Source organism: Aminobacter sp. UC22_36 (genome assembly GCF_044056035.1).
Classification (GTDB): Bacteria; Pseudomonadota; Alphaproteobacteria; order Rhizobiales; family Rhizobiaceae; genus Aminobacter.
Genome location: NZ_CP171996.1, coordinates 5014639 through 5037413 on the forward strand (window position 1 = coordinate 5014639; position 22775 = coordinate 5037413).

Consider the following 22775-nt stretch of genomic DNA (forward strand, 5'->3'; position numbering starts at 1 on the left):
AGATGATATAGCGTCCGGGCTTTGGAGTACAATATTCAATCCGCGTCATCAATTATGCCCATTGCCGGCCACGAAGCGAGCCGGGCAGCGCCATGAAGCGGCCTAAACAGCATACCGTTGCCGTCGATGGTCATCGCGGCGGAAGCATCGACCGGCAACCCCGGGTTGAGGTGAGGCCAATTGGGCATTGCCGGCGCGCCATCGCGCACGAATGCCGCCCAGGCCGCCATCATGGACCGGGAAAGCGCGTCGGCGGCGTCATCGGCGTCGATCTTGGCGGCGAGATGCGGATGGCGGTGGGTGCCGAAGACGAAAGGCACGCAAGCGGCGTGCGGCGTGCCACCCGTCACCGCGAGCGGCCAGGCGAAATCGTAGAGGAAGACAGGCGAGCCGCGCTGCGCGTGCCGAGCCGCCAGATCGGGGCACGGAAGACGACGTCGCTGTAGATCGCCAGCCAGAGCGCATCATCTCCTGCTTCGGGCATGGCGGCGCGGTAACCGGCGAGGATTGCCACAGGCGTCGGCGCCGGTTCGAACGGATAATGCAGGGCGATCAGCCGCCTCAGTGCTGCTTCGAATGGCGCGCCCGGCCTGGGTGGTGAAAGCGGCGAAAGCCTGACACCGTCGGGCAGAGCGAGGTCGTACCAGAATTTCGCCTCGTCGCGGGTGAAGCCGATCAGCAGCGGCACGTCGGCGAGCACGCCGTCATGCGGCCAGGCATGCACCAGCCTGCCATCGAGCGTTGGCGCCGTGCGCGGACGGGGAAACCGGCTGGCGAAATCGGCGTCGCGCAGCAGCGCGGCTTCGCGGCGGACTAGGTCTGCGCCGTCGAGATCGCGCAAGCCCGCGACCGAGGTGCCAAGGGACGCGGCCACCGCTTCGGTGTATTCGGCGGCGGCGTCGAGGCCGACAAACATTGGCGGCTGGAACAGCGGCGGGCTCTGGGCGATGACGGCGCGGAACAGGCCCCGGCAATCAGGATCCTGCGCGATCAGCACGACGTTGGCGGCACCTGAAGATTGGCCAGCTATCGTCACCTCCCGGGGATCACCGCCGAAAGCTGCGATTGCCTCTTGGACCCAGCGCAGGCTCGCGATCTTGTCTTGCAGACCCCAATTGGCGCTGAAACCAGTGTCGAGGTCGATCAGGTCCGGATGTGCCAGACCGCCCAGCACGCCGAGCCGGTAGTTCACGGTGACAACGACGATGCCGTGCTCGCGGGCGAGGCGAAAACCGTCGCAGGCGGCCGCACCGCCATGGCCGTTGCGTGTCGCCCCACCGTGGAACCAAACAAGGACCGGCGCATCGCGCGCACCGACCGGCGCCCAGATATTCAACGTCAGGCAGTCTTCGTCGATACGGACGATCGGCTCGTTGAGCCAAGTCTGGCTGCCGGCGAGATGCTGCGGCGCGGCCGGGCCGATCCGGTCGGCCTGAAGTATGTAGGTCCAGTTCGGCGCGGGCCTGGGCGAGCGCAGCCGCAGTCCGCCTACAGGTGCCGCCGCATAGGGGATACCGAGAAAATGGTCGACGCCGTCATGCCGTCGCCCGGCGAGGCGGCCGGCCGGCGTTTCGACTGCGATCTCCATGTTGCCCATTGCAGTGCGGCCGCTGTCTGGCGCTATTCGGCCGGCACGAGCGTGTGCTGGAAATTGAAGGCGTCGGCGTAGATGAAGCCAGGGTTGGCGCCGTTTTCGACGAACAGTTTCCTGGCGCTCGAAATCATGTTGGGCGAACCGCACATATAGATCGCGTGCTCGGAAAAATCGCCGATGTCCTCGGCGGCGATCTCCTGGACATAGCCTTGCCGCCCTTGCCAGCCCGGTCCGGGCCGCGACAGCACCGGCACATACTGGAAGTCGCACAGACGCTCGCCCCAGGACTGGATCTCGTCGTGCAGGTAGAGATCCTCCTCCGTCCGCATGCCCCAGTAAAGCGACACTGGAGGACAATCGGGATCGTCCATCAGCGATTCCAAAATGCTCTTGATCGGCGCGAGGCCGGTGCCGGTCGCCACCATGACAAGCGGCCGGAAGTCCTCCTTGCGGCAGCAGAACAGGCCGTGCGGCAGTTCGACGTCGAGCCTGTCGCCGGCGTTGAGCCGCAGCAGCTGTCCGCCGGTAAAGTAGCCGTCGCGGACACGGCGGATGTGCAGGTCGACGGTCTTGCCGTTGGGCACCGACGCCATCGAAAAGCTGCGCTTGTTGCCGTCGGCAAGCAGCAGGTTGAGATATTGCCCGGGCCGGTAGACCAGTTGCTCAGCGCCGGGGATGGCAAGCGTCAGGTGCACGACATCGCCGCCGAGATGGCGGACGGATTCCACGGTCGCGGTATACCGTTCGGGATCGGAGCACGGTTCCATCGGACGCTCGGTCGAGATCAACAGGTCGCTTTGTGGCCGCGCCTGGCAGGCGAGCGCGAAGCCTTCCTCCTCATCCTCCGGTGTCAGCGCCAGCGGATACTCGTCATAACGCACGCAGCCTTCCATCAGCCGCACGCGGCAGGTGCCACAGCCGCCCTCGGTGCAGTCGTGCAGCAGCTGAACGCCCTGGCGGATCGCCGCCATCAGCACGGATTCGTCTGCGGCAACGGTAAACTGGTCCTCGGTTTCGAGGACGCGCACAACATGGTCCATCCATGCCTCCACTACGGTTGGATGCGGCGCTGCCGCTTCGGTCACTTCTTGATGTCGGCCTGGACCATGACCTTGTGCCCCTTGGGCTCCAGCATGGCCTGCAATGCGGCAAGTGCTGCCACGCCGCAGGCGATGTCCTGCTCGCCATTGCCGCCGCTGAGGCCGACGCCGCCGATGACCTCGCCGTCGACGACGACGGGAAAGCCGCCGACGAAGGCGGCGAAGCGGCCCTCGAAGCTGAGCTGGATGCCAAAGGCCTCGTTGCCGGGCAGCGCCGGGCCGTTTGGCGGGGTGGTGAACAGATGCGTCGAGCGCTTGTGGCCGGCAGCGGTGAAGGCCTTGTTCCAGGCGATCTGCGGACCGGTGACACGCGCGCCGTTCATGCGTTCGAGCGCGATCGGATAGCCGCCGTCATCGGCGATGCAGACGGTTTCGGGAACATTGAGTTCCAGCGCCTTGGCAACCGCCGCGGCCACCATCACACGGGCTTCTTCGAGTTCGAGTTTCAGGACCTGTTTCACGTCGTTATCGTCCGGCAATGGTTGGCATTTTGAGCCGCAGAGGGAACGCACGAGGCAAGCCAGCTGCCCCGCACGCTCCCCCACTATGGCGAGGGATCAGGCGGCGAGGAGTTCCTCGAGCGGCAGTTCGGCCGCGACATAATCGTTGTAGAGCGCGGTGGTGTAGAGCAGCCGCATCTGGGCGCCGACCTCGCAGATCTTGAGGCAGCGCTGCTGCATCTCGACAGTGCGGGCGTGCTCCAGCACGATCTGGTAGCCGCGCTCGCCATGGATCTCGTCGGAGACGATGTGCAGGTCGAAGAACTCGACCTCCTCGTCGGTGAAGCCATATTTGTCGCGCAGCGTCGGCGTCTGCTTGCGGTAGATCGACGGCACCTGGGATTCGAGGCCGACGACGAGGCCGGCGACGGCAACGATGGGATCCTCGCGCATCGCCACCGCATAGCACCAACTCTGCAGGGCGCGTGTCGTCGGCGACATGTTGTCGGGGTCGCGCATCCTGTCGCCCGTCGTGCCGCAGGCTTCGCCGAAGCGGACGAGCAGGTCGGTGTGGCGGTCGCCGCCGATCTCTTCCTCGTACATGTTGGCGAGCAAGAAATCCTTGGCCTCGGTGTAGCCCTCCGGCATGCGGGCATAGATGTAGCCGAGGTAATCGGCGAACGGCCCGACATAGTGGTAATGGTTCTCGGCCCAGCGGGCGAGGTGCTCGCGGCTGAGCTTGCCGCTCGCCCAGCCGACGCTGAACGGCGACTTGTTGGCGCTCTTGCCCTTGATGGCGTTTTCCAGCGCCGTGCGGAACTCGTCCGGATTCATTGCAACGGTCATTCACTGCTCCCTTGAGAAATCGTCTGCAGATCATTTTGGAATACTGTATACCAAACTGGCTTGAGTGCAAGGGCCGGTAAAGGATGCCGACAGTGCGGCGGCGCAGCGGACTGGCCATGCCGCGGAAGTTCGGCTAGCTTTCTTTCATCCGAAACATTCCGGTGAACCTTTTTGCGGCCAACAACGACCAAGCAGACAGGAGCCCGGCGGTAGCACCGGCCATGAACATCGCATCAGACCCCATGTCCGATCGTGATCTCGTGAGCCGCGTCGCGAACGGCGACCGCGCCGCTTTGCGGCTCCTGTTCACGCGGCACCACGCACGGGTCTACCGTTTCGTGGCGCGCCAGACGGGGTCGGAAGCGATGGCGGATGACGTAGCCAATGAAGTGTTTCTCGAATTGTGGCGCCAGGCGCCGAAATTCGAAGGCCGCTCGGAAGTCTCGACCTGGCTGCTCGGCATAGCCCGCTTCAAGGCGCTGTCGTCGCTGCGCAAGCGCAAGGAAGAGTGGCTCGACGACGACGATGCGGCGGCGGTGCCCGACGACAACGACACGCCCGAAGTGGCGACGATGAAGACCGACAAGGGTGCTGCCCTGCGCCGCTTCGTCGACGCGCTTGCCGAGGAACATCGCACGGTCATCGATCTCGCCTACTACCATGGCAAGTCGGTCACCGAGATCGGCGAGGTGCTCGACATTCCGGTCGCCACCGTGAAGACGCGGATGTTTTATGCCCGCAAGAAACTCGGCGAAGCCTTGAAGGCCGCCGGATATGACAGGGGCTGGCCATGAGCGCTGCCGAAAAAATGTCGCGCCGCGACGAGATCGAAACGCTGCTGCCCTTCTACCTGAACGGCACGCTCGAAGGGTCCGAACTGGCGACCGTCGAGGACTGGCTCGCCAGCGATCCGGCGGCACCCGCTGCCCTTGAAGCCGCCGAGGCCGAGTTCTCAGGCACGATGGCCTCCAACGAGACGATCCGGCCGCCCGCCGATGCGCTGAGCCGCTTCTCCAAGCTGCTCGATGCCGAAGCCGGGCCGGTGCGCGAGCCGCAGGCGCAATCGCTGCTGTCGCGTATCTGGGAACGGTTCATGGGCCTGCCGGTGGGCGTCGCCTGGGGAGCGGCGGCGGCATTGCTGGCGCTGGTCATGGTCCAGTCGGTGCTCGAACCCGGCGGCCGCAGCAACGACGTCCAGGTCGCTGGAACCGGCGAAGACCAGACCAAGCTGCCCTTCGCCCTAGTGACCTTCAAGCCGGATGCCAGGATGGCCGACATCGCCAACCTGCTCGGCGACAATGGCGCTTCGATCATCGACGGCCCGACGGCAAGCGGCGTCTTCCGCATCGCAATCCCGGCCGAAACCGTCGCCGACTACGATCGCATCGTCGGCGCCATCGCGGCGGCGCCCTTTGCCGACACGGTGACGGCAGGAAGGAAACCGCAGGGATGATGGCGTCGAGGCGATTTGCACGGCTTGTGCTGGCGGCGGCATTGTTCGCCGCCACGCCTGTTTTCGCCCAGACCAACGATCCCAGCCTGACGCCGCAGCAGCTCGACTGCCTCAACCAGACCACGGCAGCCGGCAATGCCAATTGCCTGCAGCCGGGCGGCCAAACGCCTGATAGCACCGCGCCAGCCGGAACAGCATCCGGCAGCGGCGCCCTGCCCGCGCCCGTCAGCCTGCCCGAACTGCTCGTCGACCTGTTTCCCAATCCCGGCGATTTTCCCGGCATCGCTTCGGGCGGCCAGCCGGCGACGCCGCTGCCGACGCCTAACCCGCTACGCGATCCCGCCGGCGGCAATGCCGCTCCTTCCGGCGGCGGCGCGCAGGCCGGGGCGACCCCACCGCAACCACCTGCACCCGACATCGCGCCACCAGGCAGCGCCGTCACCGCACCGCCGCGCGCCATCTCGGGCGCCTTCGTGCCTGACGAAGTGCTGGTGACTGTTGCAGGCGATGCTGCCGACGCCCAGGAATTGGCCGCCGCCTATGGCCTGGAAATTCGCTCGCAGCGCCAGTCGGTCCTGCTCGGCACCAGCCTCGTGCGCTTCGGCATTCCCGACGGCCGGCCGGTTGGCGTGGTGCTGGCGCAACTGGCGGGAGATGGCCGCACCAGCGAGCGCGAGCCCAACCATATCTACGAGCTGCAGCAGGCAGCAGCAGTGCCCAGCTTCGCCTTCCAGCGCATCTCGCTCGACGAGGCGGCGGCCAACGGCGAAAACGTCAATGTCGCGGTCATCGACACGGCCATCGACGAGACCCATCCGGCGCTCAAGGGCGTCATCGTCCAGAGCTTCGACGCCATGCCGGGCGTTGCCGTCACCGCCCGCGACCACGCCACCTCGGTCGCCGGGCTGATATCAGGCACCGGCGCGTTCAAGGGCATGGCGCCGGGTTCGAAGATTTTCCACGCCCGCGCCTTCGAGGGCGGCAAGTCGACGATGGAGATCATCCTCAACGCGCTCGACTGGGCCGCCGAGCAGGACGTCCAGATCGTCAACATGAGTTTTGTCGGCCCCAAGAATGCGCTGCTGGAGCAGGCCAGCCGAGGCGCCCGCGCGCGCGGCATGATCCTCGTTGCCGCCGCCGGCAATAACGGCCCCGGTGCGCCCTATGGCTATCCCGCCGCCTACAAGGGCGTGATCGCGGTGACCGCCACCGACGCCAAGGACGCGATCATGAAGCAGGCCAATCGCGGCCCCTATGTCTACATCTCGGCGCCCGGCGTCGACCTCATGGCGCCCGTCGGCGGCGGCACCGACCTCGTCACCGGCACGTCGTTTGCCGCAGCCGTGGTCAGCGGCGCGATCGCCAACCTGCTGCACAACGAACCGGAGCGCAGTGCCGACTCGATCGAAAAGGCGCTGGCGGCAACCGCCACCGACCTCGGCGACAAGGGCCGCGACACCGACTTTGGCTTCGGCCTGATCAACACCAAGGCGGCGGAAGCGGCCAAGGAGTAAGCGCAGCACCTCGTCGGCACGGCTCACGCGATGGCGGAGAGGTCCGCTGACACTCACCTCGCGCTGAAATGCTTCGCCGGCTTGATCGCATTCCAGTATTTCCGACACCACGCTGACAAAATACTGCGTTCATCATGATCGTCATCACCCGTTGCAGGCGATATTCGAGCTCTGTACATGATTATCGCCATGCGCAACGCTTCTCTTTTCGCAGCAGCCAGCCTGGGATGCTTCATCCTTGCCGCCATTGCCCTGGCGTCGCCACAAGCCTTGGCCGTCAGTTCCTGGCCGCCATTCGAGAAGGTCATGTGTGCCAGCTTGCTCGACAGTTATCGCCACAGCTATACGAAGCCGGCATACGGCACGCCGGAGTACAAGCGCTATGCCGAATGCTATCTAATCGTCTGCGGAACCCCGCTGGGCTGGTGATCACATCGCGCTAACGCAGCCGGGTGCGCCACGGCGCAATCGAGCTCAAAAATCAAAGACACCACTAATACAGAACCCGCTTAACTACGAAATTCGCATGATATTGTCACCTTATGTGGCCAGTTACGCTGCTTTATTTTCAACCGACAGTTGACGAACGCACCTGAGCCGTTGCAGTACGCGATTGTTCTTTTCTTTTGTTTCAATCAAATTTCACATCCGGGCGCACGACATGATCCGTAGGGTAACCTTGCTTGGGCTTCTCGCAATTGTTGCAGGCTGCACGACCATGTCGCAAGGCGAATACAAGACCGCCCAGACCGCACTCAGCGGCAGCCCGTCGCTCAAGCGCGAGATCATGGCGAGTTGCATCAAGGACGAGAACGCACGATCCGCCAAGGACAAGGCCGAGATGGCCGCGGTGTTCAACATCAGCCCGAACAACTACGCGCAAACCTTCTGCAAGCGCATGATCAACGGCATGGCCAGCAACCGCATCACCTACCAGGATTATCGCAACCTCGATTCCACCACTGCCGACAACAGCAAGTTGATCCGCGTGCTGCAGGGGCGCTGAGCGCACGCCAGACAACATGCGCTCGCCGTTACAGGAGATTTGCCCAGCAATGCGCAGGACAGTTCTTACCATCTTGCTGTTGGCGCCTCTTCCCGCGCAAGCGTCATCCAACAACCCAACGCCGGACCAGCTTTGCCACTTGAGGGGGTCCTGGGCGGCAACCATCATGTCTTCGCGACAGGCTGGTATTCCCCTGAGCAGCCAGTTGCACCTGGAGAACGCGCCCGGGGCCGGTACGCGGGACGAAATTCTGGCGGCTTACGAACATCCACGATTTTCGACAGCGCCAATGCAGCAGCGCGCGGTCGAGGACTATCGCAACGAAGTCGAACTGCGCTGTTTCAAGAACCAGTAGAAAGTGAGCCCATCACGCGTGATCGATCCGCTCACTCATGCCTTGAGAGTGCCGCAATCGGAACTATAGCTCCGCCTCATCATGACCTGTTCTTTTGAGTCCCGCTAAAGCCCCGCTTCACGCATCACGTGGACCGGGGCCGTGTTCAGCCAAACCGGTGAGCCTTCGGCTCGCCACGGTGGATGACGCCCGGTGCCTTGGTGCTGGGACTGCGGACTCACAACATCATGAATATTTCGAAGAAGGAGCGCAAAGCGCTCGAAGTGCTGTCGTTTGGCGGCACGATCATCCTTGAAAAAACTCCAGGAACCGACCGCTGGAAGCATCGTTCGTCACCCGGGAGGGCTGGTCGCTCGAGGGCGCCGGCCTCGCCGAGTTCAAGGTGCTGAAGGCAAAGCGGCTGGTGGTTTCCCGCAACGGCGGCAACTACACCATCTCGAGGGAAGGCGTGCTCAGCCTGCAGCAGGCGCGCCAGGCGGCGAAGATGGGATAGGCGGCAGGCCAGGCATAGGATAACCTAAGCAATGAGAGCGGGATTGTGGCTATGACAGATGTCAGTGCGATGGGATTGATGATCGTCGCACCACTGGCAGCAACGCTGGCAACAATCCTGCTCACATCAGGTGGGAAGCACCGTGTCATCTGCGCGGCGCTGACACTGAGTACGCTTCTGGTGTGTGGCTATTTGTTGGTCACCGGCGTGACCAACTCCTGCGAGATCGACGAAAGTGAGTGTGTCGGGTCAACCGCCACCGCCTATATCGTTGCAGTGCTTTGGCTGATGTCTGCCGCTGCATGCTTGTATCGCGTGCGTGCGGTCAGACGACGCTAACTCAAACAGCAGGAACCTTCCCTAGCCGCCGACGATCAGCCTGTAGGCCAACCCGGCCAGTGCAATATCCTGCAAGCCGACGCCGACAGACTTGTAGATGGTGATCTCGTCATCGCCGGTGCGGCCGCGCACCTTGCCGGCGAGGATTTCGCCGAGTTCGACGATCTTTTCCGGCGGCAGGGCTTCGGGGTCGGCGAGCACGAGGTCGCCGGCTTCGCACAGGCTCTGGTCGCGCCACTCGACGGCGACCAGCGCGGCACGCGCCATGGCGCGGTCATCGAGCTCGCGCGTGTTGGACAGGCTCGAACCGACGGCAGCGACGAAGCTGCCAGGCTTGAGCAGGTCGCCCGAAAACAGCGCCGTCGGCGAGCGCGAGGCGGTGACAACGATGTCGGCTTCGGTGGCGGCTTCGACCACCGAGGCTATGCGGGTCGGCACGCCGCAGGCGGCCTCCAGATCGGCGGCCAGGGCGGGATCGCCAGAGCGGCTGACCAGCAGGACGCGCCTGAGCGGGAAGGCTCCGGCCAGTTGCACGGCATGCGCCCGACCGAGCAGGCCAGAGCCGAACACGGCAAGCGTCGAGGACTCCGGGCGGGCAAGATGCTGGGCCGCGATGACCGAGCAGCCGGCGGTCCTGAGCCGGGTGATGGCGCCGGCGTCGAAGGTGGCAAGCGCGCGGCCATCGACCGAAGAAAACAGCAGGATGACGAAGGAGAACTGGCCCTTGATGGTGGTGTAGACCTTGGCGCCAACCACCTCCTGGCCGGGGATGACGGCGCCCAGCGTCGACAGCTTGACGCCGCCGGCCTCGCTGCGGATGCGCGCCTGCATCGCCGCCTCTTGCCTGCCGAAAGACAGAAAGGCATCAGCCAGCACGGCGCGAGCGTCGGCGGCGCTGACGGCGGCTTCGACCATGGCATCGGTGATGTGGATCATGAAACCAGCGTCCTGGCGAGGATGCCAAGCGCACCGAGACCGGACATGGTGAGCAGCAGGACACGCACGCCATGCGGCGAGAAGTACCTGACAAAACGGCCGGAGACGAAGAACCCACCCAACATCAGCGGAAAGAGCAGGATACCGAGCCACAGCTGCGGCAGGGTGAAACGGTCGACATAAGCGAGCATCAGCAACGACAGGATGGCGCCGGCGAAGAAGACGCAGCTGATCGTCGCACGCATCTGGCGTGGCGGCACATATTGCATGACGATGGCGAAGGGCGGCGCGCCCGAAGACGTGATGGTACCCATCAGCCCGGAGGCGAGGCCGGCCAGCGCCATGTTGGGATGCGACGCCTCGACCTTCCAGCCGGCGAAACTCAGGCCGACACCGACGAGGATCAACAAAGCAAAGACGATGGCAAAGGCGTTGGTCGGCAGCGCGGCCAGCGTCGCCCCGGCCAGAAGCGTGCCACCGGCGCGGCCGGCCATCAGCGTGGTCACCGAGGCCCAGTCGACGGCGTCGAAATCGCGCAGCAGGCCGAGAAGGGCGAGCCCCGCGCCAAGCACCAGCAGCGGCCCGGGCGCCATCTCGGGAAAGAACAGCACCGCCAGCGGCGCCGAAACCATGGCAAAACCGAGCCCGCCTATGCCCTGGAGCAATGCCGCGACAAACACCATCGCGCCCATGCCGAACAGATGACTCGGCACGAAAGTGCCAGGCATCGACGTCATCAGGCTCTGGAGCATGTCAGGCCCCAAGATAAATGCTCTTGATGCGGCTGTAGAAGTCCATGACGTTGGCGCCGCCCTGCTCCTTCGCCGCCTGGTTGCTCGAATGCTTGAGGCCGCCAAACGGCGCGTTGAGTGAGACACCTGTGGTCGGGCTGTTGACCTTGACGATGCCGTGCTGGGTCTCGCGGGCGAAGCGCAACACCGCGGCCAAGTCGCCGGTGACGATCGAGACGGCAAGGCCGTATTCGGTGTCGTCGGCGAGCCGGATCGCCTCGTCGAGGCTGTCGATCGGGCGGATGGCGACGACCGGGCCGAAGATCTCCTCGCGCCACAGGCGGCTGGTTTCGGGCAGGTCGGAAACAACCGCCGGGCGGATGAAGTAGCCATGCGCCAGCGCGGCATCGGTCTCGGATAGCGCATCGCCACCGACCACCTTGCCGCCTTCGTCGCGGGCGATGCCGATATAGGCGCGCACCTTGTCATATTGCGCGCGGGTGGCGAGCGGGCCCATCTGCACGCCCTCAGCCGTGCCGGGGCCGACCTTGATGGCAGCGGCGGATTTCTCCAGCCGTGCCACCAGTTCGGCATAGAGCGAACGGGCGACGAGCACGCGGCTGGTGCCGGTGCAGGCCTGGCCGGTGAGGCCGAAGGCGCCGCGCTCTATGGTGGTTACCGCCTTGTCGATGCTGGCATCGGCGAGCACGACGGTGGCGTTCTTGCCGCCCATTTCGAGCTGGACGCGGGTGTCGGTGGAAAGCGACGCGGCGATCTGCTTGCCGACGGCATAAGAGCCGGTGAAGGTCAGCGCGTCGACGCCGGCCTGAGCGGTGATCGCCTGGCCGACCTTGGCACCCTTGCCCTGGACGAGGGCGACGAGCTTCGGCGGCAGGCCGGCATCGAGCAGCACTTCGACCAGGCGCTGGCCCATCAGCGGGGTGATTTCGGACGGCTTGAAGACGACGCCGTTGCCGGCAGCAAGTGCAGGGCCGAGCTTTCGCGCGGCCATCGACAGCGGGAAATTCCACGGCGTGATGACGGCGACGACGCCGACCGGCTGGCGCACGGAAAGCACGAGCTGGCCAGCCTCGCTCGGATAGGTCTCGCCGTTGAGGCGCAGCGCCTCGCCGGCATAGAGGCGGAAGTTGGCGGCGATGCGCCTGGCTTCGTTGCGCGCTTCGTTGAGCGTCTTGCCTTCCTCGCGGGTCAACTCGGCGGCAATCGTGTCGGCGCGCTGCGACATCAGGTCGGCGGCCCGAAACAGCACGTCGGCGCGCACCTCCGGCGACTGTGCCGCCCAGGCCGGCCATGCGGATGCAACCGACGCTACCGCCGCGGCGACATCGGCGGCGTCGGAGTCGGGGAACAGCCCGATCAGGTCGTGCTCGTCGGCGGGATTGTGGTCCTCGAAGGTGGCCCCGCTGCGCGCCGGCTGCCATTCGCCGGCGATGTAGTTGAGATGTCGCTCTGTCATCGGTCCGTTCTGCTTGTTGGAGGCAGCCGCCTCAGCGTGCCTTGGGAACCCAGGAGACGCTGATGTCGCCAAGCACGAAGGTCTGGCAGGCCATGCGGAAGCCGGCGGCAAGATCATCCGGCGTCAGGTGGTTGCGTTCCTTGGGCTTGACCGCATCGGTATTCTCGATGCCGGTCTCGATCCGGCACTTGCAGGTGCCGCACAGCCCGCCACCGCATTTGAACGGGATGCCGCCTTTTTCGCGCAGCGACACGCGCAGCAGATTGCTGTTGTCGGGCGCGGTCGCCTGCTTGCCGTCATTGGTGATGAAGGTGATGGTGATCATCGGCGCATTCGGGGCGTGGGAGATGGTGGAAGGAACGGCGGCCAGACAAGGCCGTCAGACGCGCTTGAGCTGGATGTCCATGCTGCCATAGGTGGTCAGGGTCTTGAGCTCGTGGCGGGCCTCCTCGACGGAGTCGAACTTCTCGAACAGCTTGCACGGCACGTTGTTTTCGATCTGCGGCGGCTCGTCCTCGACGATGCGGATGCGGGTCTGCGCCTGGTCGGTGAGTTTCGCGATGGTGAAGGACGCGCGCTTGCGGCCGTAGAAGATGTAGTCGTAGGTCTCGACCGGCTGCACGCCGGGGCTCATCTCGGTCCGGAACTCACCCGGCTTGGTCGTCAGAACCACATACATTTGTCCACCTCATGCTGATTGCTGTTCACGCGTCAGGCCGCGCCCGAGCGCTGCCGACTGCCATGTTCCGATTTGCCGCGCCGGTCCGGCGCGACGGGAAGCTGGGCGCTAGGCCTGCTCCGTCACCTTTTCCTGGCGAAGCTCGATGTCGTTCTTGATCCACAGCTGGCAGACGAGGCGGAAACCCTCGTCGATCTTGTCGCCGAGCTGCTTCTTTTCCTTCCAGTTGGGCGGCGGCAGATGCTCGGCGCCGGCCAGGATGCGGCTGGCGCAGGTGCCGCATTTTCCCATGCCGCATTTGTAGGCGAGATGCGGATAGGGAAACTGCTTGATGCCGGCGCGGACGACGAGGTTGGTGTCCTCCTTGACCTCGCCGCTATAGGCTTCGCCCTTGCTGTGGATCACGACTGTCGGCATGTGCGTGACTCAGACGCCGCCGATGCCGGCGAGTTCCGGCTCCATCGGCGCCACCCGCCCGAGCTTCACGTCGCCGGCGACGTAGTCGTTGTAGAGGGCCGTGGTGTAGAGCAGGCGCATCTGGGCGCCGACCTCGCAGATCTTGAGGCAGCGCTGCTGCATCTCGACGGTGCGCGCGTGCTCCAAAACGATCTGGTAGCCGCGCTCGCCATGGATCTCGTCGGAGACGATGTGCAGGTCGAAGAACTCGACCTCTTCGTCGGTGAAGCCGTAGCTGTCGCGCAGGGTCGGCGTCTGCTTGCGGTAGATCGACGGGACCTGGGATTCGAGACCGACAACGAGACCGGCGACGGCGACGATGGGATCCTCGCGCATGGCGACCGCATAGCACCAGCTCTGCAGGCCGCGCGTCGTCGGCGACATGTTCTCCTGATCGGTCATGCGCTCGCGGCTGGTGCCGCAGGCTTCGCCGAAGCGGATCAGCAGGTCGGTGTGGCGGTCGCCGCCGATCTCTTCCTCATACATGTTGGCGAGCAGGAAATCCTTGGCCTCGACATACTGCTCGGGCATGCGGGCGTAGATGTAGCCGAGGTAATCGGCGAACGGCCCGACATAATGATAGTGGTTCTCGGCCCAGCGCGAGAGGTGGTCGCGGCTGAGCTTGCCGCTCGCCCAGGCCAGGCTGAAGGGCGACTTGTTGGCGCTCTTGCCCTTGATGGCATCTTCCAGCGCGGTGCGAAATTCATCCGGGTTCATTGCAACAGTCATTCGGTATCCCCTGTCGATTCTCAAACTCGATTTAGAATACTGTATACCAAATTGACATCGACGCAAGCCGCATTCTACTGTCGGGTCAGCCGCCGCCTGTCGCACTGCGCATACAGTATGTTGCGCTGGTGATGATCAGGCGCAAAAGTCCGGGCTCAGGAGACAGGAATGAACAGCTCCGAAACAGATGCCGGCATGGGCGTCCGCAGCACGACGGCGATGGTGGCGACCGGCCACCCGCTGGCGGCGCGCGCGGCGCGCGACATGCTGGCGGCGGGCGGTTCCGCCGTCGATGTGGCGATCGCGGCCGACGCCATCCTCGGCGTGGTCGAGCCGATGGCGACCGGCATAGGCGGCGACCTGCTGGCGATGCTGGTTGACGCAGATGGCCACGCCATCAGCTACAACGGCACCGGGCGCTCGCCGGCGGCACTGTCGGCCGAGATGATCGAGAGGCTGCCGAACCAGCGCATCCCGGAGCGGCACGCTTTGTCGGTCACCGTGCCCGGCGCGGTGCGCGGCTGGTTCGACCTGCACGCCCGCCATGGCCGCCTGCCCTTTCAGCAATTGCTGGCTCCGGCCATCGCGCTCGCCACGGACGGCTTTGCCGTCCTGCCGATAACCGCGCGCGAATGGACGGTGTTCGAGCCGGTGATCAAGCTCGATCCGGCCTGCGCAAGGCTCTACCGCGCTGGCAACACGCCTTTGGCAGGCGAACGCTTTGCCAATCCCGAGTTGGCGACGGTACTGCGGGCAATCGCCGCCGACGGCCCCGAAGTCTTTTACCTCGGCGCCCCGGCGCGGCAGGCGGCAGCCGCGAACCAGGCCAGAGGCGGTGTGCTGTCGGCGCAGGACTTCGCCAGCCATCGTGGCGATTTCGTATTGCCGCTCGAACGCAAGTTCCGCGGCCTGACCGTGCTTGAATGCCCACCCAACACGCATGGTGTCGCGGTACTCGATGCGCTGGAGGAACTCGACGCCTCCCCACTCGACCGCGACGATCCGGCGACCACGCTGGCGATGGTCGAGGCCGTCGGGCGCGCCATGGCGCAAGCCAGGAGGACCGTCGCCGATCCAGCCGGCAATACCGTCTGCACCGTGGTTGTCGACCGCGATGGGCTGGCAGTGACGCTGATGAGCAGCATCTTCAAGCGTTTCGGCTCCGGCATCGCCGTGCCTGATTGCGGCTTCGTGCTACAGAACCGCGGCAGCGGCTTTTCCGAGCCCGGTCACGTCAACGGACCGGCGCCGGCCAAGCGGCCCTACCACACGGTGGTGCCAGGTGCCGCGCAGAAGGATGGCCGCTTCCATGCCGGCTTCGGTGTCGTCGGCGGCGCGATGCAGCCCCAAGGCCATGTCCAGATGCTGGTGCGTCTCGCCGCCTGGGGCGAAAAACTGCAGGCGGCGATCGACGCGCCGCGCTGGCGGCTGGAGGGCGACAAGGCGCTGGCGATCGAGCCGGGCACGCCTGAGGCGATCGTCAAGAGGTTGCGCGATGCCGGCTACCGCGATCCGGAAGGAGCAGGCGAGCTGGCTGGCCGCAGCGATTTCGGCGGTGCGCAATTCGTGCTGCGTGATGACGACGGCAGCCTGCTCGGCGGTTCGGACAAGCGCAAGGACGGCGTGGCCCTAGGCGTCTGAGCCTGTCGCCTGCAAACATCGATCTCAATCACTCGGGGACAAAAACTTGACCAACTCATTCGATCGCATCGTGCTCATCACAGGTGCCGGCAGCGGCATCGGCGCCGAAACGGCGCGTCGGCTGGCCGCACCTGGAACGGGGCTCGTGCTGCACACCCGCAAGAACGCCGACGGATTGAAGGCCGTCGCCGAGACCTGCCAGGCATCGGGAGCGGCGACCGAGATCGTGCTTGGCGACCTCGCCGATCCTGCGGTGCCCGCCGCAATGGTCGCAGCCGCCCGTGCCCGCTTCGGCCGGGTCGACCAGATCGTCAGCAACGCCGCCCAGGCGACACGCTCGACGCTCGGCGAGGTCAAGCCGGAAGATCTTGCCCAGGCGTTCGAGACGATGCCGACGGCGCTGCTGCGCCTTGTCGATGCAGCACTTGCCGACCTCGTCAAATCGGACTGCGGACGCGTCGTCGTTGTCAGTTCCTTCGTCGCCCACATTTTCGGCACCGCCGACATCCATTTCCCGGCGACGTCGGCGGCCAAGGGCGCGCTCGAGGCGCTGGCGAAGTCGATGGCGGTTCAACTCGCGTCGAAGGGCGTGACCGTCAATTGCGTCGTGCCGGGCTTCACCCGCAAGGACCCGACCGGCCATTTCGCGGCGACGACCTCGGCGCTGGAAAAGGCCGTCGCCGTTACCCCGACCGGGCGGTTGACCGAACCGGCCGACGTGGCGGCAGCGATCCTGTTCCTGCTGTCGCGCGACAGCAGGCAGATCACCGGCCAGTCACTGCATGTCGACGGCGGCCTGACGCTGCCGTGACGGCCCTCCGTCGCCTGGAGCCTGTTCCCACTTCTTGGGATCATGCTCTAGCCGCCAAACCGCGCCGGGGCGAAGGCGGCAATCGGTACCGGCGGCCGCTCGCCCTGGATCAGGCTGGCGACAACAGCACCTGTCACCGGGCCGTTGGCGAAGCCGATATGGCCATGGCCGAAGGCGAAGATCAGGCGCGGGTGGCGAGCGGCTCGGCCGATCACCGGCAGGCCATCGGGCGTCGACGGCCGGCTTCCCAGCCAGGGTTTTTCCTCGACCTGCGTGGTGAAGCGCAGCGTCTGGCGCGCGTCGGGCTCGATGGCCTCGATCTGTGCGGTGTTGGCCGGGTCGTCCGGCCGTGCCAGTTCGACACCGGAGAGCAGGCGCACCTTGCCGTTCATCGGCGACAGCACATAGCCGCCGGCGGCATCGTAGACCGGGCGGCGCAGTTCGACGCCGTCGGCAAGCGCGAAATGGCGGTGGTAGCCACGCTCGGCAGCAAGCGGAAAGCGATAGTCGAGCGGCTTGGCCAGCTTTGCCGAATGGGCACCGGCGGCGAGCACGACATGGCGACCTTCGATCCTGCGGCCAGCGACCATGAACGCCATGGCGTCGCCGGCATCAAGGATGGCGTCGGCCTTGCCGGCGATGAAGACCGCGCCTCGACCTTCGGCAGCGATACGATAGAGTTCGACCAGTTCGCCGGGGCTTTCGACCGAACCGGTGTCGGGAAAGAAGATGCCATTGGTGAAGCGGTGGGCGAGATGTGGCTCGAGCTGACGGATCTCGTCTTCGCCGAGGCAATCGATGCGAACGCCGTTTTCTGCCAACACCTCGCGTTCCAGGGCACTGCCGGCGAAGGCCTGCTGGCTGCGGTAGAGCCTGAGCCAACCGTTGCGCTTGATCAGGTGCCGGCCGCCGACAAGATCGGCCATGGCGACATGACGGTCGAAAGCCTCGGCGACCATCGGGTTGAGTGCCGCCGCCGCGCGGCGCCAGGCGCCCTCCTCGGCAGCGAGCAGGAAGCGCATCAGCCAGGGCAGCATGGAAGGCAACGAACGCAGGCGGGCGCGCACGGCAATGTCACGGCCAAGCGCGTAACGCGGCAGGCGCGAACGGATGCCAGGTGCGGCCATCGGAAAGATCGAACCGCGGCTCAGCACGCCGGCATTGCCGTAGGACGCGCGGGCCTCGGCAATGCCGGGATCGACAATGGCAACGGAAAGGCCACGCGACTGCGCTTCGAGCGCCACCGACAGCCCGACGATGCCGCCGCCGACAACCACAACGTCGAACGGCTTTTCATTCTGCTTCACACTGCCCACCTGATGCCCGATCGGTCCCAACTCCGACAGGTTCCAACAATGCATAACAGACGTATACTGATCAATTCCAATTTCTCTGCCGATCAAGAAAGGCGCGCGACGTGACCCCACCCGCCCCGAAACCCCAAGCGATCACGCTGCCAGCCGAGGCGAGCACCAGCGAGGTCGCAGATTTTGCCCGTGGCATCGCCGTGCTCGAACGACTGGCACGGCGCGTTGCCGAACTGGCTCGCGCGCATGAAAACGAGAACAGCCGATGAGCGGACTGGAGAGCCTGCCCATCACCGACCTCGCCGCCGCCGTATCTCGGCGCGAGATCTCGGCCGTTGACGTGACCAGCCATTTCCTCGACCGGATCGCGCGTTTCGACGGCGAGCTTTCCGGCTACGTCCATGTTTCCGAAGAGGCAGCGCTTGCGCAGGCGCGACGGCTGGACCAACGCCTCGCTGCCGGCGAGGCGACGGGGCCGCTCAGCGGCGTGCCGATCTCGGTCAAGGACATCGTCGCGGTCGCCGGCATGCCCAACACCGGCGCCTCGTATTCGCGGCTCGGCCGGAAGCCGGAAAAGGATGCGCCGGTGGTGCGCCGGCTCGCCGAGGCCGGCGCGATCATCCTCGGCAAGGCCAATTGCCATGAGCTGGCCTTCGGCGGGCCATCCTTCGATCTGCCGTTTCCGCCGGCACGCAACCCATGGAATCCGGAGATGTTTCCCGGAGGCTCGTCGAGCGGTTCGGGTGTGTCAGTCGCCGGCGGCCTGTGCCTGGGTTCGGTGGCGACCGACACCGCCGGTTCGATCCGCCTGCCGGCCACCATGTGCGGCATGGTCGGCTTCAAGCCGGGATTTGGCGTCGTTTCGGTGGAAGGCGTCGACACGCTGGCGCATTCGATGGACCATTGCGGCCCGATCGCCGCGCGGGTCGAGGATTGCCGCGAGCTCTATGCCGCGATGTCGGGCATGGTAGCGAAGCGGCCGCCCGCTGCCGAGGTGCCGTCCTTTGCCAGCATGCGCCTTGGCATCTCCCGTTGTGGCTGGGGCCTGGGCGAAAAGCTGCGGCCGGAAATGGCAGCGGCACTGCAAGGCGCGCTCACTTTGTTCACTGACAATGGCGGGACCGTCGTCGAGCTCGACCTGCCGCCGCTCGAAACCTTCCACGCCCCCGGCGCGGTGGTGATGATGGCCGAGATCGCGGCACAGTATGCCGACGAGGTGCGCGGCAATTTTTCCGCTTTCGGCGAAATGTTCCGCGGCCGCGCGCTGGTCGGCGAGGGCCTCGGTGCCGCCGACATCGCTGCGGCACGGACGCTGCGCGACATGCTGCGGCGACAGGTCGACGCCAGCCTCGCTACTGTCGACGCGATCCTGATGCCTGGCGCGCTGGCATCGGCGGGACCGCTCAAGACCGTCGACAAGTTCTATTTCCTCGAAGAGCCGATCCCCAACATCCTGGCCAACCTGACCGGGCATCCGGCACTTGCCTTTCCCTTCGGCAAGGCCGGCAACGGCTTGCCGTCGGGACTGCAGATCGTCGGTGCGGGCGGCGCCGAAGACCGGCTTTTCGACATCGCCGCCATGTTCGAGCGGCTCGACCCCGATCCGCTCAGGCTGCCGCCGCGCTACTTCAGCCGATAGCCGCGGGCGTCGGCGACCACGCCGAGCTCGAAAAGTGCACCGCTGCAGCCAGGTCCGGTTGCCATGCCCGGGGGCAATCACTGTCTGTCGGCATGTCAGTCGGCGGCAGCGTTGCCGAGAAACGCGATAACAGCGCAAGAAAGCACTTCCTTGCCCGCAATGAGTATAAAGCTGCAATTGCGTGTCGCGACCGAGATCAGCCAAACAGGATAAGGCCGCAACCTGCACCAACACGCTGCCGGATTTTGCACTCTTGCGGCTGAACACTGTCATGCCGGTATCTGGAGCGGTGTTGTATTTCCCGGATTCGGTGTCGCCCAGTCAGTCAGGATGTCGATCGCGCCAGCCATTTGGTTGTCATTTTTGGTATACTATATGCAAGAAATTGCCAAGAATTATGACTGAACTAAACAGCAGGGCGCCATTCATGAACGAAATTTCAGCAATCACGTTCTAAATTTTGTGCATTTTCAATAATTTACTTGGCATTTTGGCGATCCGCTCAAATCCGACACGGTATCGCCAGCAAAGTTGATCAACAATCGCTTGACAGTCGATTGCATACAATCCACTCTTCTGGCCGAGGGATGTGGCGGCCCGCATTATCAACGCAGCACAAGACTGCGCGCATCAGGTCGATTTTGTTGTCTTTGGCGAATGGGTGGACCAATGAACTTACTGACGAAACTGGCAAGTAGCGCCGCCGTTGCGGCAATCATGGCACTTTCCCCACTGTCGGCGCAGGCCGCCGACATCACCATCGCGATCGGATCGGAGCCTTCGACGCTCGATCCGCAGGTACGCGACGACGGCGGCGAGCGCGCGATCAACGACAATGTCTATGAGACGTTGATGGCGCGCACGCCGGAAGGCGAGCTGGTCGCCGGGCTGGCGGCAGCGGCGCCGACGCAGGTCGATGCCAAAACCTGGGAATTCAAGCTCAGGCCCGACATCAAGTTCCACAATGGCGAGGCGTTCAATGCCGACGCCGTGGTCAACAGCGTCAAGCGTGTCATCGATCCGGCCCTGAAGTCGGAGCAGGCCGCCTATTTCGGCACCATCACCGGCGCCGAGAAGGTCGACGACCTGACAGTGCGCATCATCACCTCCGGTCCGGATCCGATCCTGCCGTCGCGCATGTACTGGATGAAGATGATCCCCGCGACCTATGCGGCCGACGCGAAGTTCGCCGAGGCACCAGTCGGCACCGGTCCCTACAAGTTCACCAGTTGGAACCGCGGCCAGGACATCGTACTGGAGAAGAATGCGGACTATTGGGGCGATGCCGCGTCGATCGACAAGGTGACCTACCGCTTCGTCGGTGAATCCGGCACGCGCCTTTCCGGCCTGATGGCGGGCGAACTCGACGTCATCACCAACCTGTTGCCGGAGTTCGCCCAGCAGGCGCCGAAATTCGCCGCCGTCAGCGGCCTCGAAACGACCCTCATGATCGTATCGACCGACAATGAGGTGACGAAGGATCCGCGTGTCCGCGAGGCGATGAACATTTCGGTCGACCGCAAGGCGCTGGCCGAGAGCCTGTTCGGGGGCTACGCCACACCGGCCAAGGGGCAGGTCGTCAACCCCAAGGCCTTTGGCTACAACAAGGCGCTGCCCGACTACGTGTTCGACCTCGACAAGGCCAAGGCCCTGATCAAGGAAGCGGGCGCCGAGGGCAAGACCATCAATCTCGTCGGCGAGGCCGGTCGCTGGCTCAAGGACCGCGAACTGATCGAGGCCGTCGGCGCCTACTGGAAGGACGCAGGCCTCAACGTCGACATCAAGATCGAGGACTTCGGCGAATACCTCAACCAGCTGTTCGACAAGAACAAGCGGCCGGATGCGGTCTTCCTCTCCAACTCCAACGAACTGCTCGACGTCGACCGGGAAATGACAGCCGTGCTACAGAGCAAGGCGAGTTCCGCGTCCAACAGCGACCAGGAAATGTCGGACCAGATCAGCGCCGCCAGGACCGAGACCGACATCGAGAAGCGCCAGGCCATGTATGACGCCATCACCAAAAAGTCGTACGACCTGTCTTACCTTGTGCCGCTGCTCAACCAGCAGGATATTTACGGCTTCTCCAAGCGCCTCGAATGGCAGCCGCGCGTCGACTCCAAGCTCCTGGTCAAGGAGATGAAGGTAACGGAGTAACAGGACAATTGCGGGTTCGAACAAAAACATAAGCGAACCGCAACAGTTCTGGAGCCGGCTCAACAAGGTGTAGCCGGCTCCAGCCAATGGAGAGGAATATGGGTGGTTTTCTGCTCCGCCGCATCGGACAAGGTCTCCTTGTCGTCATCGGCGTGACCGTGATTGTTTTTATCGCCACACGCATGGTCGGCGATCCGGTCAAGGTCATGCTGCCGCTTTCGGCTACCGACGAGCAGCGTGCGGCCTTCGCCCAGCAGATCGGCCTCGACCGCCCCATCGGCACGCAGTTCGTCGATTTTGTCGGCGACATGGCCCGGCTCGATTTCGGCGAAAGCCTATGGCAGCGCCGGCCGGCCCTCGACGTCGTGCTCGAACGCCTGCCCAACACGCTGAAGCTGATCGGTGCCGGCCTTGGCCTGGCGATCCTTTTGTCGTTGCCGCTCGGCGCGATTGCGGCCCTGAGACCAGGCGGCTGGGTCGATCGAACGACTGTCTTTGTCGGCCTGTTCGGACTGTCCTTACCACAGTTCTGGTTCGGCCTCTTGATGATCGTATTCTTCGCCGTGACGCTCGGCTGGCTGCCGACATCGGGCATGGGCGGGGCACGCTACTACATCCTGCCGGCGATCACGCTCGCCCTGCCATCGCTGGCGCGGCTGGTGATGCTGGTGCGCTCTTCGATGATCGACGAGCTCAACCAGCAATATGTCCGCACCGCCCGCGCCAAGGGCCTGCACTTCAAGCGCGTCGTGATGGTGCATGCCATGCGCAACACGCTGGTGCCGTTCGTTACGCTGGCCGGCTGGGAGCTGATCAGTGCGCTGGCCGGCTACACGGTGGTGGTCGAGACGGTGTTTGCCTGGCCTGGCCTCGGGCTGACGGCAATGCAGGCGATCCAGAAGAGCGACCTGTTCTTGCTGCAGGCGATCGTCTTCACCGTGGCCGTGCTGATCGTGGTCATCAATGTCGGCCTCGATGTCATCTACAAACTCATCGACCCACGCATAAGGTTGGCTTGATATGGCTATCCCCATGCCTGTGACGACGCCGGTGGCGACCATCCGCAAGGCCTCGC

Annotated in this window: 27 protein-coding genes; 14 read left to right on the forward strand and 13 right to left on the reverse strand. The window is 64.7% G+C overall.

The window, feature by feature from the left end; all coding sequences use genetic code 11:
- Window positions 1–35 precede the first annotated feature (35 nt).
- From ACHMW7_RS28090 to ACHMW7_RS28110, 5 genes are all read right to left on the reverse strand, one after another.
- Window positions 36–458, reverse strand: coding sequence for a carboxylesterase family protein (locus ACHMW7_RS28090; RefSeq protein WP_395451463.1), 423 nt, complete (start codon window positions 456–458; stop codon window positions 36–38).
- Window positions 347–1588, reverse strand: a complete 1242-nt coding sequence (locus tag ACHMW7_RS28095; protein ID WP_395448633.1) for a carboxylesterase family protein — start codon at window positions 1586–1588, stop codon at window positions 347–349. Before ACHMW7_RS28095 ends, ACHMW7_RS28090 begins: the two co-directional genes overlap by 112 nt.
- Window positions 1589–1620: 32 nt before the next feature.
- Window positions 1621–2634 (reverse strand): 2Fe-2S iron-sulfur cluster-binding protein, encoded by a 1014-nt coding sequence (locus ACHMW7_RS28100; protein WP_395448634.1) that lies wholly within the window; start codon window positions 2632–2634, stop codon window positions 1621–1623.
- Window positions 2635–2675: 41 nt separating this feature from the next.
- On the reverse strand, window positions 2676–3155 hold the full coding sequence (locus tag ACHMW7_RS28105; protein ID WP_395448635.1) for a heme-binding protein: 480 nt from the start codon (window positions 3153–3155) through the stop codon (window positions 2676–2678).
- Between the two features lie 96 nt (window positions 3156–3251).
- A complete protein-coding gene (locus ACHMW7_RS28110; protein ID WP_214391987.1) occupies window positions 3252–3980 on the reverse strand; it encodes a TenA family transcriptional regulator in 729 nt (242 codons plus the stop codon).
- A 221-nt stretch (window positions 3981–4201) separates the two neighbouring features.
- On the opposite strand from ACHMW7_RS28110, the gene ACHMW7_RS28115 reads away from it, so the two are divergent.
- From ACHMW7_RS28115 to ACHMW7_RS28150, 8 genes are all read left to right on the forward strand, one after another.
- Window positions 4202–4774 carry a sigma-70 family RNA polymerase sigma factor gene (locus ACHMW7_RS28115; RefSeq protein WP_184769877.1) on the forward strand — a complete coding sequence of 191 codons (573 nt, stop codon included), beginning with the start codon at window positions 4202–4204 and terminating at the stop codon, window positions 4772–4774.
- Window positions 4771–5433, forward strand: a complete 663-nt coding sequence (locus ACHMW7_RS28120) for an anti-sigma factor (RefSeq protein ID WP_395448636.1) — start codon at window positions 4771–4773, stop codon at window positions 5431–5433. Before ACHMW7_RS28115 ends, ACHMW7_RS28120 begins: the two co-directional genes overlap by 4 nt.
- A complete protein-coding gene (locus ACHMW7_RS28125; RefSeq protein ID WP_395448637.1) occupies window positions 5430–6947 on the forward strand; it encodes a S8 family serine peptidase in 1518 nt (505 codons plus the stop codon). The genes ACHMW7_RS28120 and ACHMW7_RS28125 overlap by 4 nt, the downstream gene beginning before the upstream one ends.
- 177 nt (window positions 6948–7124) lie before the next feature.
- Window positions 7125–7376, forward strand: a complete 252-nt coding sequence (locus ACHMW7_RS28130) for a hypothetical protein (RefSeq protein WP_395448638.1) — start codon at window positions 7125–7127, stop codon at window positions 7374–7376.
- 232 nt (window positions 7377–7608) lie between these two features.
- On the forward strand, window positions 7609–7953 hold the full coding sequence (locus ACHMW7_RS28135) for a hypothetical protein (RefSeq protein WP_395448639.1): 345 nt from the start codon (window positions 7609–7611) through the stop codon (window positions 7951–7953).
- A 166-nt stretch (window positions 7954–8119) separates the two neighbouring features.
- The gene (locus tag ACHMW7_RS28140) at window positions 8120–8308 is read left to right on the forward strand and encodes a hypothetical protein (protein ID WP_395448640.1); all 189 of its coding nucleotides are present in this window, start codon (window positions 8120–8122) and stop codon (window positions 8306–8308) included.
- A gap of 316 nt (window positions 8309–8624) precedes the next feature.
- Complete coding sequence (locus ACHMW7_RS28145) at window positions 8625–8801, forward strand: YjhX family toxin (protein ID WP_395451464.1); 177 nt, start codon at window positions 8625–8627, stop codon at window positions 8799–8801.
- Between the two features lie 51 nt (window positions 8802–8852).
- Complete coding sequence (locus tag ACHMW7_RS28150; protein ID WP_395448641.1) at window positions 8853–9140, forward strand: hypothetical protein; 288 nt, start codon at window positions 8853–8855, stop codon at window positions 9138–9140.
- A 21-nt stretch (window positions 9141–9161) separates the two neighbouring features.
- On the opposite strand, the gene ACHMW7_RS28155 is transcribed toward ACHMW7_RS28150, so the two are convergent.
- From ACHMW7_RS28155 to ACHMW7_RS28185, 7 genes are all read right to left on the reverse strand, one after another.
- Window positions 9162–10076 carry an ornithine cyclodeaminase family protein gene (locus ACHMW7_RS28155; RefSeq protein ID WP_395448642.1) on the reverse strand — a complete coding sequence of 305 codons (915 nt, stop codon included), beginning with the start codon at window positions 10074–10076 and terminating at the stop codon, window positions 9162–9164.
- Window positions 10073–10828 (reverse strand): sulfite exporter TauE/SafE family protein, encoded by a 756-nt coding sequence (locus ACHMW7_RS28160; protein WP_395448643.1) that lies wholly within the window; start codon window positions 10826–10828, stop codon window positions 10073–10075. Before ACHMW7_RS28160 ends, ACHMW7_RS28155 begins: the two co-directional genes overlap by 4 nt.
- A 1-nt stretch (window position 10829) precedes the next feature.
- A complete protein-coding gene (locus tag ACHMW7_RS28165) occupies window positions 10830–12284 on the reverse strand; it encodes an aldehyde dehydrogenase family protein (RefSeq protein WP_395448644.1) in 1455 nt (484 codons plus the stop codon).
- Window positions 12285–12315: 31 nt separating this feature from the next.
- Window positions 12316–12609 carry a 2Fe-2S iron-sulfur cluster-binding protein gene (locus tag ACHMW7_RS28170; RefSeq protein ID WP_184769871.1) on the reverse strand — a complete coding sequence of 98 codons (294 nt, stop codon included), beginning with the start codon at window positions 12607–12609 and terminating at the stop codon, window positions 12316–12318.
- A gap of 54 nt (window positions 12610–12663) precedes the next feature.
- On the reverse strand, window positions 12664–12963 hold the full coding sequence (locus ACHMW7_RS28175; RefSeq protein WP_280224561.1) for a ferredoxin: 300 nt from the start codon (window positions 12961–12963) through the stop codon (window positions 12664–12666).
- Window positions 12964–13071: 108 nt separating this feature from the next.
- Entirely contained in the window at window positions 13072–13380 is a 309-nt protein-coding gene (locus ACHMW7_RS28180) for a 2Fe-2S iron-sulfur cluster-binding protein (protein WP_184769869.1), read from the reverse strand.
- A gap of 9 nt (window positions 13381–13389) precedes the next feature.
- Entirely contained in the window at window positions 13390–14148 is a 759-nt protein-coding gene (locus tag ACHMW7_RS28185; RefSeq protein ID WP_395448645.1) for a TenA family transcriptional regulator, read from the reverse strand.
- A 168-nt stretch (window positions 14149–14316) separates the two neighbouring features.
- Here ACHMW7_RS28185 and ACHMW7_RS28190 point away from each other — a divergent pair, with 168 nt between their 5' ends.
- Window positions 14317–15789 carry a gamma-glutamyltransferase family protein gene (locus ACHMW7_RS28190; RefSeq protein WP_395448646.1) on the forward strand — a complete coding sequence of 491 codons (1473 nt, stop codon included), beginning with the start codon at window positions 14317–14319 and terminating at the stop codon, window positions 15787–15789.
- 46 nt (window positions 15790–15835) lie between these two features.
- The gene (locus ACHMW7_RS28195; RefSeq protein ID WP_395448647.1) at window positions 15836–16600 is read left to right on the forward strand and encodes an SDR family NAD(P)-dependent oxidoreductase; all 765 of its coding nucleotides are present in this window, start codon (window positions 15836–15838) and stop codon (window positions 16598–16600) included.
- 47 nt (window positions 16601–16647) lie between these two features.
- On the opposite strand, the gene ACHMW7_RS28200 is transcribed toward ACHMW7_RS28195, so the two are convergent.
- Entirely contained in the window at window positions 16648–17907 is a 1260-nt protein-coding gene (locus tag ACHMW7_RS28200; protein ID WP_395448648.1) for an NAD(P)/FAD-dependent oxidoreductase, read from the reverse strand.
- A 110-nt stretch (window positions 17908–18017) separates the two neighbouring features.
- Between ACHMW7_RS28200 and ACHMW7_RS28205 the strand changes: the two genes are divergently transcribed.
- The 4 genes from ACHMW7_RS28205 (at window position 18018) to ACHMW7_RS28220 (ending at window position 22719) form a co-directional block, all read left to right on the forward strand.
- Window positions 18018–18176: a hypothetical protein gene (locus tag ACHMW7_RS28205; protein WP_395448649.1), complete on the forward strand. Its 159-nt coding sequence runs from the start codon at window positions 18018–18020 to the stop codon at window positions 18174–18176.
- Window positions 18173–19546, forward strand: coding sequence for an amidase (locus ACHMW7_RS28210; protein ID WP_395448650.1), 1374 nt, complete (start codon window positions 18173–18175; stop codon window positions 19544–19546). Before ACHMW7_RS28205 ends, ACHMW7_RS28210 begins: the two co-directional genes overlap by 4 nt.
- A 717-nt stretch (window positions 19547–20263) precedes the next feature.
- A complete protein-coding gene (locus ACHMW7_RS28215) occupies window positions 20264–21700 on the forward strand; it encodes an ABC transporter substrate-binding protein (protein WP_395448651.1) in 1437 nt (478 codons plus the stop codon).
- A 98-nt stretch (window positions 21701–21798) separates the two neighbouring features.
- Window positions 21799–22719 (forward strand): ABC transporter permease, encoded by a 921-nt coding sequence (locus tag ACHMW7_RS28220; protein ID WP_395448652.1) that lies wholly within the window; start codon window positions 21799–21801, stop codon window positions 22717–22719.
- The last annotated feature ends 56 nt before the right edge of the window (window positions 22720–22775 follow it).

Excerpts from the sequence above, each read along its gene's own strand:
- ACHMW7_RS28095 (WP_395448633.1), bottom strand. The coding sequence starts at position 1,588 with ATGGAGATCGCAGTCGAAACGCCGGCCGGCCGCCTCGCCGGGCGACGG.
- ACHMW7_RS28150 (WP_395448641.1), top strand. The coding sequence starts at position 8,853 with ATGACAGATGTCAGTGCGATGGGATTGATGATCGTCGCACCACTGGCA.
- ACHMW7_RS28155 (WP_395448642.1), bottom strand. The coding sequence starts at position 10,076 with ATGATCCACATCACCGATGCCATGGTCGAAGCCGCCGTCAGCGCCGCC.
- ACHMW7_RS28175 (WP_280224561.1), bottom strand. The coding sequence starts at position 12,963 with ATGTATGTGGTTCTGACGACCAAGCCGGGTGAGTTCCGGACCGAGATG.
- ACHMW7_RS28215 (WP_395448651.1), top strand. The coding sequence starts at position 20,264 with ATGGCACTTTCCCCACTGTCGGCGCAGGCCGCCGACATCACCATCGCG.
- ACHMW7_RS28130 (WP_395448638.1), top strand. The coding sequence starts at position 7,125 with ATGATTATCGCCATGCGCAACGCTTCTCTTTTCGCAGCAGCCAGCCTG.
- ACHMW7_RS28135 (WP_395448639.1), top strand. The coding sequence starts at position 7,609 with ATGATCCGTAGGGTAACCTTGCTTGGGCTTCTCGCAATTGTTGCAGGC.
- ACHMW7_RS28100 (WP_395448634.1), bottom strand. The coding sequence starts at position 2,634 with ATGGACCATGTTGTGCGCGTCCTCGAAACCGAGGACCAGTTTACCGTT.
- ACHMW7_RS28220 (WP_395448652.1), top strand. The coding sequence starts at position 21,799 with ATGGGTGGTTTTCTGCTCCGCCGCATCGGACAAGGTCTCCTTGTCGTC.
- ACHMW7_RS28185 (WP_395448645.1), bottom strand. The coding sequence starts at position 14,148 with ATGACTGTTGCAATGAACCCGGATGAATTTCGCACCGCGCTGGAAGAT.
- ACHMW7_RS28115 (WP_184769877.1), top strand. The coding sequence starts at position 4,202 with ATGAACATCGCATCAGACCCCATGTCCGATCGTGATCTCGTGAGCCGC.
- ACHMW7_RS28125 (WP_395448637.1), top strand. The coding sequence starts at position 5,430 with ATGATGGCGTCGAGGCGATTTGCACGGCTTGTGCTGGCGGCGGCATTG.
- ACHMW7_RS28110 (WP_214391987.1), bottom strand. The coding sequence starts at position 3,980 with ATGACCGTTGCAATGAATCCGGACGAGTTCCGCACGGCGCTGGAAAAC.
- ACHMW7_RS28180 (WP_184769869.1), bottom strand. The coding sequence starts at position 13,380 with ATGCCGACAGTCGTGATCCACAGCAAGGGCGAAGCCTATAGCGGCGAG.
- ACHMW7_RS28140 (WP_395448640.1), top strand. The coding sequence starts at position 8,120 with ATGTCTTCGCGACAGGCTGGTATTCCCCTGAGCAGCCAGTTGCACCTG.
- ACHMW7_RS28210 (WP_395448650.1), top strand. The coding sequence starts at position 18,173 with ATGAGCGGACTGGAGAGCCTGCCCATCACCGACCTCGCCGCCGCCGTA.
- ACHMW7_RS28190 (WP_395448646.1), top strand. The coding sequence starts at position 14,317 with ATGAACAGCTCCGAAACAGATGCCGGCATGGGCGTCCGCAGCACGACG.
- ACHMW7_RS28170 (WP_184769871.1), bottom strand. The coding sequence starts at position 12,609 with ATGATCACCATCACCTTCATCACCAATGACGGCAAGCAGGCGACCGCG.
- ACHMW7_RS28120 (WP_395448636.1), top strand. The coding sequence starts at position 4,771 with ATGAGCGCTGCCGAAAAAATGTCGCGCCGCGACGAGATCGAAACGCTG.
- ACHMW7_RS28160 (WP_395448643.1), bottom strand. The coding sequence starts at position 10,828 with ATGCTCCAGAGCCTGATGACGTCGATGCCTGGCACTTTCGTGCCGAGT.
- ACHMW7_RS28165 (WP_395448644.1), bottom strand. The coding sequence starts at position 12,284 with ATGACAGAGCGACATCTCAACTACATCGCCGGCGAATGGCAGCCGGCG.